At 60.9% G+C, this 12791-nt stretch carries 10 protein-coding genes and 4 tRNA genes; 4 read left to right on the top strand and 10 right to left on the bottom strand.

The annotated features are described in order from the left end of the window. Window position 1: 1 nt before the first annotated feature. The 4 genes from AC07XM_RS25600 to gltX all read right to left on the bottom strand — a co-directional run bounded on the left by AC07XM_RS25600 (window position 2) and on the right by gltX (window position 2169). Window positions 2-77: transfer RNA gene (locus AC07XM_RS25600), tRNA-Ala, on the bottom strand. A gap of 52 nt (window positions 78-129) precedes the next feature. Beyond that, window positions 130-205, bottom strand: a tRNA-Glu gene (locus tag AC07XM_RS25595). Between the two features lie 72 nt (window positions 206-277). Then, window positions 278-353 (bottom strand) — tRNA-Ala (locus AC07XM_RS25590). A 334-nt stretch (window positions 354-687) separates the two neighbouring features. Next, entirely contained in the window at window positions 688-2169 is a 1482-nt protein-coding gene (gltX, locus tag AC07XM_RS25585; protein ID WP_016485504.1) for a glutamate--tRNA ligase, read from the bottom strand. 143 nt (window positions 2170-2312) lie between these two features. Between gltX and AC07XM_RS25580 the strand changes: the two genes are divergently transcribed. After that, entirely contained in the window at window positions 2313-3368 is a 1056-nt protein-coding gene (locus AC07XM_RS25580; RefSeq protein ID WP_023047685.1) for an HlyD family secretion protein, read from the top strand. After that, window positions 3358-4908: an MDR family MFS transporter gene (locus AC07XM_RS25575; RefSeq protein WP_102690221.1), complete on the top strand. Its 1551-nt coding sequence runs from the start codon at window positions 3358-3360 to the stop codon at window positions 4906-4908. The genes AC07XM_RS25580 and AC07XM_RS25575 overlap by 11 nt, the downstream gene beginning before the upstream one ends. Window positions 4909-5030: 122 nt before the next feature. Here AC07XM_RS25575 and uvrB read toward each other — a convergent pair whose 3' ends face one another. Beyond that, complete coding sequence (gene uvrB / locus AC07XM_RS25570) at window positions 5031-7046, bottom strand: excinuclease ABC subunit UvrB (RefSeq protein WP_016485501.1); 2016 nt, start codon at window positions 7044-7046, stop codon at window positions 5031-5033. A 287-nt stretch (window positions 7047-7333) separates the two neighbouring features. On the opposite strand from uvrB, the gene AC07XM_RS25565 reads away from it, so the two are divergent. Continuing rightward, window positions 7334-8530 (top strand): amino acid aminotransferase, encoded by a 1197-nt coding sequence (locus tag AC07XM_RS25565; protein ID WP_016485500.1) that lies wholly within the window; start codon window positions 7334-7336, stop codon window positions 8528-8530. Between the two features lie 62 nt (window positions 8531-8592). Continuing rightward, window positions 8593-8668, top strand: a tRNA-Asn gene (locus AC07XM_RS25560). A gap of 58 nt (window positions 8669-8726) precedes the next feature. On the opposite strand, the gene AC07XM_RS25555 is transcribed toward AC07XM_RS25560, so the two are convergent. The 5 genes from AC07XM_RS25555 to AC07XM_RS25535 form a co-directional block, all read right to left on the bottom strand. Further along, the gene (locus AC07XM_RS25555; RefSeq protein WP_016485499.1) at window positions 8727-9128 is read right to left on the bottom strand and encodes a cupin domain-containing protein; all 402 of its coding nucleotides are present in this window, start codon (window positions 9126-9128) and stop codon (window positions 8727-8729) included. 192 nt (window positions 9129-9320) lie between these two features. Next, the gene (locus AC07XM_RS25550) at window positions 9321-9881 is read right to left on the bottom strand and encodes a DUF1285 domain-containing protein (protein ID WP_016500884.1); all 561 of its coding nucleotides are present in this window, start codon (window positions 9879-9881) and stop codon (window positions 9321-9323) included. Between the two features lie 10 nt (window positions 9882-9891). Continuing rightward, window positions 9892-10497: a DUF4823 domain-containing protein gene (locus AC07XM_RS25545; protein WP_016485497.1), complete on the bottom strand. Its 606-nt coding sequence runs from the start codon at window positions 10495-10497 to the stop codon at window positions 9892-9894. A 66-nt stretch (window positions 10498-10563) separates the two neighbouring features. Further along, the gene (locus AC07XM_RS25540; protein WP_102690220.1) at window positions 10564-11532 is read right to left on the bottom strand and encodes a GTP 3',8-cyclase MoaA; all 969 of its coding nucleotides are present in this window, start codon (window positions 11530-11532) and stop codon (window positions 10564-10566) included. 106 nt (window positions 11533-11638) lie between these two features. Continuing rightward, window positions 11639-12274 carry a TetR/AcrR family transcriptional regulator gene (locus tag AC07XM_RS25535; protein ID WP_016485495.1) on the bottom strand — a complete coding sequence of 212 codons (636 nt, stop codon included), beginning with the start codon at window positions 12272-12274 and terminating at the stop codon, window positions 11639-11641. Window positions 12275-12791 lie beyond the last annotated feature (517 nt).

The raw sequence follows: 12791 nt of genomic DNA, 5'->3' as shown, positions 1-12791 counted from the left end.
TTGGTGGAGCTAAGCGGGATCGAACCGCTGACCTCCTGCATGCCATGCAGGCGCTCTCCCAGCTGAGCTATAGCCCCAGATTTCTAGCCTCGCGGCCCAGCGACAAGTGCACCATCGCTTGTGTAAAACTGGCGTCCCCTAGGGGACTCGAACCCCTGTTACCGCCGTGAAAGGGCGGTGTCCTAGGCCACTAGACGAAGGGGACGAACCTTCTTACCTTCAAGACCCGGTTGCTGGACCCGGTCTTGCTTGCCAGCCTTGACTGACAAGCGGAATTTGGTGGAGCTAAGCGGGATCGAACCGCTGACCTCCTGCATGCCATGCAGGCGCTCTCCCAGCTGAGCTATAGCCCCACAATGTCGCTTTGAACTGAACCGCTGGCTGGGTGCCTGACGATTCGTTTTCGTTCATCGCTGTGGACGGGGCGCATATTAAGATCGGATTGCAGGGCTGTCAAACGAAATTTTGAAAATATTCAAAAGTTTTTTCACAGATAACAATCACTTACCGCCCTGCCCCAGCAAAACCTCACCCTCGAACCCTTGTACGAGCGGCGTTGTGTCGCGATAAGACCGCAGCGCGGTCCCACAATCTTCGCCTTGAAGCAAAATCATCGGGGCCGCTTTGCGGCCCTTTCGCGGCACACGGCTGCTACTACACGGTTCAGCGGCAGCTTTCAAAACACCGTCAAGCGATAGAAGCCAGCAGCTTTTCCCACTCTTTGTTTTCTTTCTTCGAAACGCCACCCAGCAGGTCCAAGGCCTGGCGCAGGCGATAGCGGGTCAGGTCGGGGCCGAGGATTTCCATGGCGTCCAGTACCGACACCGAGCTGGCCTGGCCGGTAATGGCGGCGAACATCAGCGGCATCGCATCACGCAACTTCAGCTCCAGCGCCTCGACCACGGCCTGGATGCAGCCGGTGATGCGCTCTTTTTCCCACTGGCGCAGGCTTTCGAGCTTCCACAGGATCAGCTGGATCACCTGGCGCACCTGGTCGGCCGACAGTTTTTTGCTTTCGAACAGCTTGGCATCCAGTTTCAGCGCGCCTTCAAAGAAGAACCCGCCCAGCGGGGCAACCTGGCTGAAGGTCTCGACCCGGCCCTGCACGTGCGGGGCAATCTTCATCATGTAGTCGCTGTTGAATGCCCACTTCTGCAGCCGTGTGGCGAATTCCTCGACCGGCAGTTCGCGCAACCACTGGCCGTTGAGCCAGGACAGTTTCTCGATGTCGAAGATCGGGCCACCCAGCGAAATACGCGACAGGTCGAAGTGCTCGACCATTTCGTCCAGCGAGAACTTCTCGCGCTCGTCCGGCATCGACCAGCCCATGCGGCCCAGGTAGTTGAGCATCGCCTCAGGCATGAAGCCCATGCGCTCGTAGAAGGTCACCGAGGTCGGGTTCTTGCGTTTGGACAGCTTGGACTTGTCCGGGTTGCGCAGCAGCGGCATGTAGCACAGCTTGGGCTGCTCCCAGCCGAAGTATTCGTACAACTTGATCAGCTTGGGCGCCGACGGCAGCCACTCTTCGCCACGCAGTACGTGGGTGATGCCCATCAGGTGGTCGTCCACCACGTTGGCCAGGAAGTACGTCGGCAGGCCGTCGTTCTTCATCAGCACCTGCATGTCCATGCGGTCCCATGGGATCTCGACATCGCCACGCAGCATGTCCGGTACCACGCAGACACCTTCGCTCGGCACCTTCATGCGGATCACATGTGGCTCGCCGGCGTCCAGGCGGCGCTGCACTTCTTCGGCGCTCAACAGCAGCGCGCGGCCGTCGTAGCGCGGGGTTTCGCCGCGGGCCTGTTGCTCGGCACGCATTTGCTCCAGCTCTTCGGCGGTGCAGAAGCAGTAGAAGGCATGACCGGCATCCACCAGCTGCTTGGCATACTTCGCGTAGATCTCGCCACGCTCGCTCTGCCGGTACGGGCCGTGCGGGCCGCCCACATCCGGGCCTTCGTTCCATTCGATGCCGAGCCAGCGCAGGGCGTCGAAGATCTGCTGTTCCGACTCGCGCGTGGAGCGCAGCTGGTCGGTGTCTTCGATGCGCAGGATGAACTCACCGCCGTGCTGCTTGGCAAAGCAGTAGTTGAACAGGGCGATGTAGGCAGTGCCGACATGGGGGTCGCCGGTAGGCGATGGCGCGATACGCGTACGTACGGTGGTCATGGAAGGTCTCGAACTGAAGATGAAACAAAGGCGGGATGTTAGCAGGAGGCAGGCACCGGGCTCCAGCAATGGCGCGAACGTCACTTGTCGACAGCCCCTGCAGCGCTGTTAAATTTGTTTACATTTCTGGAACGATAGTGCCCATGCCTGCCCAACTCAAACGTCGCCTGCTGGTCTTCTTCACCCTGGTGGCCATCATCGCCCTCGCCTTTCTGGCCCACTGGTACTTCAAGGGCCGCTTCTACGAGAGTACCGACAACGCCTACGTACAGGGCGAGATCACCCGTATTTCCAGCCAGCTGGGCGCACGTATCGAGGCGGTGCCGGTCGAGGACAACCAGCATGTCAACAAAGGTGACCTGCTGGTGCGCCTGGAAGTAGCAGACTTCGAGCTGGCGGTTGACCGCGCCCGCGCTACCCTGGCTACCCGCGAAGCAGAATACGCGCAAGCGCAAAGCCGCCTGACCCAGCAGGGTAGCCTGATCGCCGCCGGGCAGGCGCAGGTGGCAGCCAACCAAGCCACGTTCGAGCGCTCGCGGGTAGACCTGAGCCGTGCCGAAAAGCTGCGCAAGCCAGGCTTCATATCCGAAGAGCGGGTCACCACCCTGTCGGCGGACAGCCATGTCGCCGGCTCTCAGGTCGACAAAGCCCGCGCCGACCTGCAAAGCCAGCGCCAGCAGGTCAACGCCCTGAACGCCGACCTCAAACGCCTTGATGCACAGATCGCCAACGCCCGCGCCGACCTGGCACAGGCCGAACTGAACCTGACCCGCTGCGAAATCCGCGCGCCGATCAGCGGCACCATCGGCCAGCGCAACGCGCGCAATGGCCAGGTGGTGCAGGCTGGCGCCTACCTGCTGTCGATCGTGCCCGACGAAGACATCTGGGTGCAGGCCAACTTCAAAGAAACCCAGATCGGCCGGATGCAGCCCGGGCAACGCGCCGAGCTGCTGTTCGACAGCTACCCGGATACCCCCATCGAAGGCCGGGTCGACAGTGTCTTCGCTGCCTCGGGCGCGCAATTCAGCCTGCTGCCACCCGACAACGCCACCGGCAACTTCACCAAGGTGGTACAGCGCATCCCGGTGAAACTCACCTTCAGCGCCGACAACCCGCTGCACGGGCGCATTCGCCCCGGCATGTCGGTGACTGCCACCGTCGACCTGCGCAGCGAAAGCGAAGGCCACAATGGCCGGTGACCAATTGCTCCGGCCCACCGCTGAGCCCACCCGCCGCGACTGGATCGCGGTAATGAGCGTGATGCTCGGTGCGTTCATGGCGGTGCTGGATATCCAGATCACCAATTCGTCGCTGAAAGACATCCAGGGCGCACTGTCAGCGACGCTGGAGGAAGGCTCATGGATTTCCACCTCGTATCTGGTGGCGGAAATCATCATGATCCCGCTGACTGCCTGGCTGGTGCAGTTACTCTCGGCGCGGCGCCTGGCGGTGTGGGTTTCTGCAGGGTTTCTGTTGTCGTCACTGCTGTGCTCGATGGCCTGGAACCTGGAGAGCATGATCCTGTTCCGCGCCCTGCAAGGCTTTACCGGCGGCGCACTGATCCCGCTGGCGTTTACCCTTACCCTGATCAAGCTGCCCGAACACCACCGCGCCAAAGGCATGGCGATGTTCGCCATGACCGCCACGTTCGCCCCCTCCATCGGCCCCACGCTGGGCGGTTGGCTGACTGAGAACTGGGGCTGGGAGTACATCTTCTACATCAACATCCCCCCGGGCCTGGTGATGATTGCCGGTCTGATGTATGGGCTGGAAAAGAAAGAGGCGCACTGGGAACTGCTGAAAAGCACCGATTACGCAGGCATCGTCACCCTGGGCCTGGGGTTGGGCTGCCTGCAGGTGTTTCTCGAAGAAGGCCACCGCAAGGACTGGCTGGAGTCGAACTTGATCGTTGGCCTGGGCAGCATCGCCCTGATCAGCCTCATCACCTTCGTCATCCTGCAGTTTTCCAAGCCGCACCCGCTGATCAACCTGCGCATTCTCGGTAACCGCAACTTCGGCTTGTCGAGCATCGCCAGCCTGGGCATGGGCGTAGGCCTGTACGGGTCAATCTACCTGTTGCCGCTGTACCTGGCGCAGGTGCAGGGTTACAACGCCCTGCAGATCGGCGAGGTGATCATGTGGATGGGTGTCCCGCAGCTGTTCCTGATCCCGTTGGTGCCGCAACTGATGAAGGTGGTGTCACCCAAAGTGTTGTGCGCCTTGGGGTTCTGCCTGTTCGGCGCCGCCAGTTTCGGTTCGGGGGTGCTGAACCCGGACTTTGCCGGGCCGCAATTCAACCATATCCAGATCATCCGCGCCCTGGGCCAGCCGATGATCATGGTGACCATTTCGCTGATCGCCACGGCTTACATCCAGCCGCAGGATGCGGGGTCGGCATCGAGCCTGTTCAATATCCTGCGTAACCTGGGGGGTGCGATTGGTATCGCCTTGCTGGCCACGTTGCTGGATGCGCGGACCAAGGTGTATTTCGATTACCTGCGCGAATCGGTAGTGCCGAGCAACCCACAGGTGGCAGAACGGCTGGCGCAACTGGCGGAGCGCCTGGGCAATGACAATGCAGCGCTGGGCAAGCTGAGCGAGATTACCCATCAGCAGGCCATGATCATGGCCTACAACGATGCTTTCCACTTTGTCGGGATCGGGTTGGCGGTGAGCATGGTGGCAGTGTTGCTGACCCGCAAGCTGCCGGCGGGGTTGAAGGCTGGGGAAGCTCACTAGCTTGTACTGGCCCTATCGCCGGCAAGCCAGCTCCCACCGGTACCGGGCAAATTTTGAATGCAGCGGCACACCTGTGGGAGCTGGCTTGCCGACGACAGGGCCAGTTCATCCACCCAAAGGGATCAGCTGGTAATCAACCGTTCGCGCAGTTGGGTAATTTCATCGCGCAGCTGCGCCGCAGCTTCGAACTCCAGGTCGCGGGCGAGCTGCATCATCTTCTCTTCCAGCTGCTTGATGCGCTTGGTGATCTCGCCCGGTGTACGCAGCTCTGCCTCATAGCGGGCGCTCTCCTCTGCCGCCTTGGCCATGCCCTTGCGCTTTTTGCTGCGCGCGCCGGGCACGGTAGCGCCTTCCATGATGTCGGTGATGTCCTTGACCACACCCTTGGGCACGATACCGTTGGCTTCGTTGAAAGCGATCTGCTTTTCCCGGCGTCGCTCGGTTTCGTCAATTGCCCGCTGCATCGAGCCGGTAATATTGTCGGCGTACAGAATCGCCCGGCCATTGAGGTTACGCGCAGCACGGCCAATGGTCTGGATCAGGGAGCGCTCGGAACGCAGAAAACCTTCTTTGTCCGCATCCAGAATCGCCACCAGCGACACTTCTGGCATGTCCAGGCCTTCGCGCAGCAGGTTGATGCCCACCAGCACATCGAAGGTACCCAGGCGCAGGTCGCGGATGATCTCCACCCGCTCCACCGTGTCGATGTCCGAGTGCAGGTAGCGCACCCGCACATCGTGGTCGGCGAGGTAATCGGAAAGGTCCTCGGCCATGCGCTTGGTCAGCGTAGTGGCCAGCACCCGCTCCCCCACCGCCACGCGCTTGCGGATTTCCGACAGCAGGTCGTCTACCTGGGTCAGTGCCGGGCGTATCTCGACTTGCGGGTCGACCAGGCCGGTCGGGCGCACGACCTGCTCCACCACGCGCCCGGCATGCTCAGCCTCATAGGGGCCCGGGGTCGCGGAGACGAAGATGGTCTGCGGGCTGACGTCTTCCCATTCGTCGAAGCGCATCGGCCGGTTGTCCAGTGCCGAAGGCATGCGGAAGCCGTATTCGACCAGGGTTTCCTTGCGCGAACGGTCGCCCTTGTACATGGCGCCTACCTGCGGAACGCTGACGTGGGATTCGTCGATGACCAGCAGCGCATCGGCTGGCAGGTAGTCGTACAGGGTGGGTGGTGGCGCCCCGGCCGGGCGCCCGGACAGGTAGCGTGAATAGTTCTCGATGCCGTTGCAGTAGCCCAGCTCCATGATCATCTCAAGGTCGAAGCGGGTACGCTGCTCCAGGCGTTGCGCTTCTACCAGCTTGTTGGCCTTGTGCAGGTACTCAAGGCGCTCCTTGAGCTCTTCCTTGATGCCCTCCACGGCCTCCAGCAGGGTTTCCCGCGGGGTAACGTAGTGGCTCTTGGGGTAGAAGGTGAATCGCGGCAGCTTGCGGAAAACCTCGCCAGTGAGCGGGTCGAAGGCGGCTATGTTCTCCACCTCGTCATCGAACAGCTCGATGCGGATGGCCTCTAGGTCCGACTCGGCCGGGAAGATATCGATCACATCACCCCGCACGCGGAAAGTGGCACGGGCAAAGTCCATTTCGTTGCGGGTGTACTGCAGGTCGGCCAGGCGGCGCAGCAGTGCGCGCTGATCGAGCTTGTCGCCGCGGTCCACATGCAGGACCATTTTCAGGTAGGACTCGGGGCTGCCGAGGCCATAGATGCAAGACACGGTGGTGACGATGATTGCATCGCGCCGCTCAAGCAGCGCCTTGGTCGCGGACAGGCGCATCTGCTCGATGTGGTCGTTGATCGAGGCGTCCTTCTCGATGAAGGTGTCCGACGATGGTACGTAGGCCTCGGGCTGGTAGTAGTCGTAGTAGGAGACGAAATACTCCACCGCGTTGTTGGGGAAAAACGCCTTGAATTCGCCGTAGAGCTGCGCGGCCAGGGTCTTGTTCGGTGCCAGGACAAGTGTCGGGCGCTGCACCTGCGCGATGACGTTGGCGATGCTGAAGGTCTTGCCCGACCCGGTCACGCCGAGCAGCGTCTGGTGCGACAGCCCCGCTTCGATGCCTTCGACCATCTGACGGATGGCCTCGGGCTGGTCGCCGGCCGGCTGAAAACGGGTGACGAGCTGGAACTCGGACATGTTTGACCTCGCGGTGCTGCAGCAACTGTAAATTTAGCCAGTAGTCTATACCCAAATGCGGCTAGCTGGGGGCGCTTTCAAGGCTGGGCTGTGAGCGCTTGTTACAGTGGACCCGGCAATTAGACCAATGGTCGAAAAATATTTGCGCAAATAGCCTGAAAAGCTGTGCCAGAGTGTCGCAGTGACCGGACGGTATCACTATACTGACTCCCCGTTTGTGCACCGCTTCAGTGCATTCGGCTGGAGCGTGTACGCCCTATCACTCTCCAATCAGAGCCAAGGTAACAATGAGCCTGTTTTCCGCTGTCGAGCTGGCACCCCGCGACCCTATTCTGGGCCTCAACGAAGCATTCAACGCCGACCCACGTACCGATAAGGTCAACCTGGGCGTTGGCGTGTACTGCAATGAGGAAGGCCGCATTCCGCTGCTGCGCGCCGTGATCGAAGCCGAAACCCAGCGTGCCGCCCAGCACGCCTCGCGCGGCTACCTGCCGATCGACGGCATCGCCACTTATGACCAGGCCGTGCAAAAACTTATCTTTGGCGCCGAGTCGCCACTGCTGGCCGCTGGCCGCGTGGTCACCGTGCAAGCCGTTGGCGGCACCGGCGCGCTGAAGATCGGCGCCGACTTCCTCAAGCGCCTGTCGCCCAACGCTGTGGTAGCCATCAGCGACCCGAGCTGGGAAAACCACCGCGCACTGTTCGAGACTGCCGGCTTCCCGGTACAGAATTACCGCTACTACGACGCGCCAAGCAACGACGTCAACCGCGCGGGCATGCTGGAAGACCTGAACAACCTGCCGGCCGGCTCGATCGTGGTGCTGCATGCTTGCTGCCACAACCCGACCGGTGTCGACCTGGGCCTGGACGACTGGAAAAACGTCCTGGAAGTGGTCAAGGCCAAGGGCCATGTGCCGTTCCTCGACATGGCCTATCAGGGCTTTGGTGACGGCATCGCCGAAGATGCCTTCGCCGTGCGCCTGTTCGCCGAGTCGGGCCTGGAGTTCTTCGTTTCCAGCTCGTTCTCCAAGTCGTTCTCGCTGTACGGCGAGCGCGTTGGCGCACTGTCGATCGTCACCGCCTCGAAGGATGAGAGCACTCGCGTGCTGTCGCAGGTCAAGCGTGTGATCCGTACCACCTACTCCAACCCGCCGACCCATGGCGCAACCATCGTCGCTACCGTGCTGAACAGCGACGAACTGCGCCAAATGTGGGAAGCCGAGCTGGGCGAGATGCGCCAGCGCATCCACGGCATGCGTCAGCAAATGGTCAGCCTGCTGGCTGAATATGGCGCCAAGCGCGACTTCAGCTTCGTTGGCCGACAGGCAGGCATGTTCTCCTACTCGGGCCTGACCGTTGAACAGGTGGCCCGCCTGAAGAACGAGTTTGGCATCTACGCACTGGACACCGGCCGCATCGCGGTTGCCGCGCTGAACCAGAGCAACATCCACGTGGTAACCAAGGCCATCGTCGAAGTGCTGTAACCTGTTGATTTGCCTGGGAGAGGCTTGACTTCTTCCAGGCAGTCAGTAAGATACGCACAGATTCCGCGATAGCTCAGTCGGTAGAGCAAATGACTGTTAATCATTGGGTCCCTGGTTCGAGTCCAGGTCGCGGAGCCAAACATTGAAAAGCCCCTGGGTGCGCAAGCAACCGGGGGCTTTTTGCATTGCATCGGATTTACTGGCCCAGCGGCTCGGTCACTGGCTTGCCCTCGTCCACCAGGCTCCAGACCAGCAGCTTGGCGGGCTGGGTCTTGCTGGCATTGCGTGACACGCTGTGCACGGTGCCTGGCGCCTCGTACCAGTACTCACCGGCCTTGTAGGTCTTTTCCGGATCGTTGTTGAGCTTCGACACCACTGCCCCCTCCAGAACGTAGGCCATCACTGCGCCGGGGTGCTGATGCGCGGGCGATGCCTCGCCAGGGGCGTAGCTCACCGTAAGCATGACAGCCGTTTTGCCCGGGGCGTTCGAGGGTTGTTGCTGCTGCAGGACTTTGACCTGGTCGGCAACGTCGCCGTGGGCCCAGGCGGGGGCTTGGACGGCGAGCAGAGCAAAAAGGACGATAGCCAAGGGTTTCATGGCGGGCTTCTCCTGGATGACTAATGCCAGCAGGTTAGGCCTTCGTTGGCTGAAGACAAATGGCCAATTCGAGGTAAAAGCAGGGGGCCGATTTTACCTGTGCCGCCCGCTCCCACAAGTTCATTCGCCACAGGTGCTGTACCTGTGGGAGCGGGCATGCCCGCGAAGAGGCCGGTACAGGCAACCAAGAGCTCAGCTGCTACGCCCAATCGGGTAGAACACGCCTTGGCTCCAGACCCCCAGCCATTCCTCGCCGTCGATTTCACGCGCCACCGCCAGCTCTACCAACTGATAGAAAACATTGCGGTGAATCAGCGCCTCAAGGTTGCTGCGCATCAGCACATAGGGCGATGGCTCCTGCGTCACCGGGTCGATGACCACACGCAAAGGGTTGTCCGGCCCGGCGTCAACCTGGTCCTCGACATTGCTGGTGAAGCGCAGCACCTGCTGCTCCCCCTCCCCCAGCACCTCCAGAGCCACGGCCACAAATGGGGCATCGTCGACGCGGATGCCAACCTTTTCTACCGGGGTAATCAGGAAGTAGTCATCGCCATCGCGGCGAATGATCGTGGAAAACAACCGCACCATCGGTTTGCGCCCGATCGGCGTGCCCAGGTAATACCAGGTGCCATCGCGGGCAATGCGCATATCGATGTCACCGCAAAAATCCGGGTTCCACAGATGCACCGGCGGCAGGCCCTTGGCCTTGGGGATCTGTGCCAGAAGATCATTGGCCTTGCCGGAATCACTCATCACGCCTGCCTCATTCGCTCATACCCAGAAGGCTACGAGCGTACTCGCGCATCGGCGCACCAAGCAAATCCTCCGGGGTGTTGTCGTGGAACGTCAACAAACCGCCACGGCTCTTGATGCGTGCGGTGTCGATCAGGTAGCGGGTATTGGTTTCGATCAACATCATCTGCACCACGCCAGTGTCCCACCCCAGCCGGTCGACGGCCTGTTCGTCATACCACTCATCGCCATTGCCGATGCGGTCGTCGGTACGGGCGAAGCGGGTGTACAGGACGTAGTCGGCACCCACCGAGCGTGCCTGGGCAATGGCGTCTTCCAGGCCCAATGGGCCTTGGGCGCGGCGCACCAACGGGAAATACTCGACAAAGCTCTTGAACGCCTCGTCAGCCACCGCATTCTGCCGTGGCACCGGCCCCTTGCCCGGCGGCACGAATGCGCCCTGGCCGATGAAAATGAACGAATCGGGCTGCAGGCGGATCGACAGGGTACGCCGGGTATCGCTGTGGTCCAGCAGACCGGCATCGCTCATGTGATAGCGGACGCCTTCGCCCATATCGCTGACATTCATGCAGCCGCCCAGCGCCATCAGCGCCAGCAGCAAGACCAGGCTACGCATCTTTCCTCCAGTGGCCGGCGACGAAAAACCGGCGAATAGCAGGCGGATGCAGCTTTTGCGCCAGCTTCAGCCGCCAATCACCTTCATCACCATCACATCACCGGAAAACGCCAGGTCCTGCTTGTCTGCCAGCGCCTTGACCAACAGGCGCTGCAGGGCCGGAAGGGCCTGATGACGCGGCTTTTCCAGCAGGTCACCGACGAAGTGGCGATTGCTCGAAGACAGGCAGCCATGCAACCAGCCCGTGGAGGACAGGCGCAAGCGCGAGCAGGTACGGCAAAACGGCACGCTCTCGTTGGCGATGATGCCGAAGTGGCCAATGCCCGGGATTTCATAGCGCAGGGCTGTAGCGTCCAGCGGCGCATCGACCTGGACATAGGCATACTTGCCGCCGATCAGCGCCAGCAACTGGTCGAGCCCGACGAACTGCTGCACAAAGGCATTGTGCTCACGGGCCAGGTGGCCCATGCGCATGAGTTCTATGAAGCGCAACTCGAAGCCGCGCTCCAGGCAGTAATCCAGCAGCGGCAATACCTGGTCGAGGTTGTGCCCGCGCATTGGCACCATGTTCACCTTGATTCGCATGCCCAGCGCAGTGGCCTGCTCCATACCCGCCAGCACACTGGCCAGGTCGCCGCCCCGGGCAATGCGGCGGAAGGCCTGGGGGTTGAGAGTGTCGAGGGAAACATTCAGGCGTCGGATACCCGCCGCTTGCAGCTGGGGCAGCTTGCGTGCCAACAGCTGGCCATTGGTGGTCAGCGAGATATCGTCGAGGTCGAGCTTGGCCACTGCGGCCAGAAAGGCATCCAGGCGCGGGCTGACCAGCGGCTCACCCCCTGTGATGCGTAGGCGCTCGATACCCGCCGCTTCGATCAGGTAAGCCACGCCGCGGGCCAGGGCATCTGCCGAGAGCTCGTCTTGCGCCGCCACCAGGCGTTTGCCGTCGGGCACGCAGTAGGTGCAGGCATAATTGCAAGCAGCCGTCAGGCTGACACGCAGGTTGCGAAAGCGCCTGCCTTGACGATCGACAATCATGAATGACTCCGGCATGGATGATAGGGGCAGGCGAAACCTGACTCATAAATCAGGTTTTTGCAAGCCCCCGCACCCTGCCGGTTTCAGCGTCAAGTGACGGAACGCTTCAGTTCGTCGGTTCCGGATCGCGTTTGCGTTTGTTGCCCATGCGCACACCGATGTCCATCAGGAACTGGAAGAAACCTTCCTGATCCTCAAGCACATTGCTCCAGAACGGCGAGTGGTACAGCGCAACGGCGCCGTGCACCAGCGCCCAAGCGGCGCAGTAATGGAAATACGGTGGTACGTCTTCGAGCTTGCCTTCGCTGATGCGGCCCTTGATCAGCTGAGTCAGGCGATCGAAGTTGGAGGCACGGATACTGTGCAGTTGCTCGACCATTTCCGGCACCTGGTTGCCCTTGACCACCTTCTCTTCCAGGCGATCGAACAACCGGTAACGTTGCGGGTCGCGCATGCGGAACTCGAAGTAGGCGCGTGACAGGGCTTCCTTGTCACGGTCGACGTCGGCCGAGTGCAACAGTTCGTTCAGGTCGCGCTCATAGTCGAGCATCAGGCGCAGGTAGATTTCCGCCTTTGACTTGAAATGCTTGTAGATCGTGCCTTTGCCGATACCCACGGCGTCGGCGATCATTTCGACAGTGACGCTGTCCTCACCCTGTTCGAGAAACAGCTTGAGCGCGGTGTCGAGGATTTCCTGTTCGCGACGGCGAAACTCACGGACCTTACGAGGTTCTTTCTGCATGGGAAGGACTGGATGACAATCGAAGCGGTTTATTATGCCTAACTTGCAAGAAATTGCACGGATCATCCACGCATGTCTGTGTTTCACCATGCTTACTGCCATGCGCTGTGGAAGGATTGAAACCTCGGCGTATTCCAAATTTGTTTAAAAAACGACCAATATACGCTGGCACTGCGCCAAACCTGACCAATACTTGAAGTGTTGGCGCGGCGCATCCCCCCCAAGTGGCGCGCCGATAAAGGTGCTCAGGGACCGCGTACCTTTGTTTTACTCCTAATGGTCTTAACCCGGATTCCCCCCCAGAACCCGGGTTTTTTTTGCTTGCGCGACGGGTCGCACAGCGACCCGCACTCCCCGCTCGAGGTTGTGCTATACCGTGATTTTGATTTTGTTTTTTGATTTTGTATTTTGATTTTGATTTTGATCTTCGCGACTTCAGTAGGCCGAACGCAGGCCTTGCGGAGGGAGGTGACGGGCATGGATGCCCGTCAAGCGCTGGGCCCCAGGATGGGGCCTG

It is taken from the genome of Pseudomonas sp. GW460-LB5, from assembly GCF_059423245.1.
Note: the sequence above shows the minus strand (reverse complement) of the source record. Positions and strands in the feature narration are given on the sequence as shown.

Bases quoted from the DNA above. Each gene is read 5' to 3' on its own strand.
- gltX (WP_016485504.1), bottom strand. From the start codon at position 2,169: ATGACCACCGTACGTACGCGTATCGCGCCATCGCCTACCGGCGACCCC.
- AC07XM_RS25580 (WP_023047685.1), top strand. From the start codon at position 2,313: ATGCCTGCCCAACTCAAACGTCGCCTGCTGGTCTTCTTCACCCTGGTG.
- AC07XM_RS25575 (WP_102690221.1), top strand. From the start codon at position 3,358: ATGGCCGGTGACCAATTGCTCCGGCCCACCGCTGAGCCCACCCGCCGC.
- uvrB (WP_016485501.1), bottom strand. From the start codon at position 7,046: ATGTCCGAGTTCCAGCTCGTCACCCGTTTTCAGCCGGCCGGCGACCAG.
- AC07XM_RS25565 (WP_016485500.1), top strand. From the start codon at position 7,334: ATGAGCCTGTTTTCCGCTGTCGAGCTGGCACCCCGCGACCCTATTCTG.
- AC07XM_RS25555 (WP_016485499.1), bottom strand. From the start codon at position 9,128: ATGAAACCCTTGGCTATCGTCCTTTTTGCTCTGCTCGCCGTCCAAGCC.
- AC07XM_RS25550 (WP_016500884.1), bottom strand. From the start codon at position 9,881: ATGAGTGATTCCGGCAAGGCCAATGATCTTCTGGCACAGATCCCCAAG.
- AC07XM_RS25545 (WP_016485497.1), bottom strand. From the start codon at position 10,497: ATGCGTAGCCTGGTCTTGCTGCTGGCGCTGATGGCGCTGGGCGGCTGC.
- AC07XM_RS25540 (WP_102690220.1), bottom strand. From the start codon at position 11,532: ATGATTGTCGATCGTCAAGGCAGGCGCTTTCGCAACCTGCGTGTCAGC.
- AC07XM_RS25535 (WP_016485495.1), bottom strand. From the start codon at position 12,274: ATGCAGAAAGAACCTCGTAAGGTCCGTGAGTTTCGCCGTCGCGAACAG.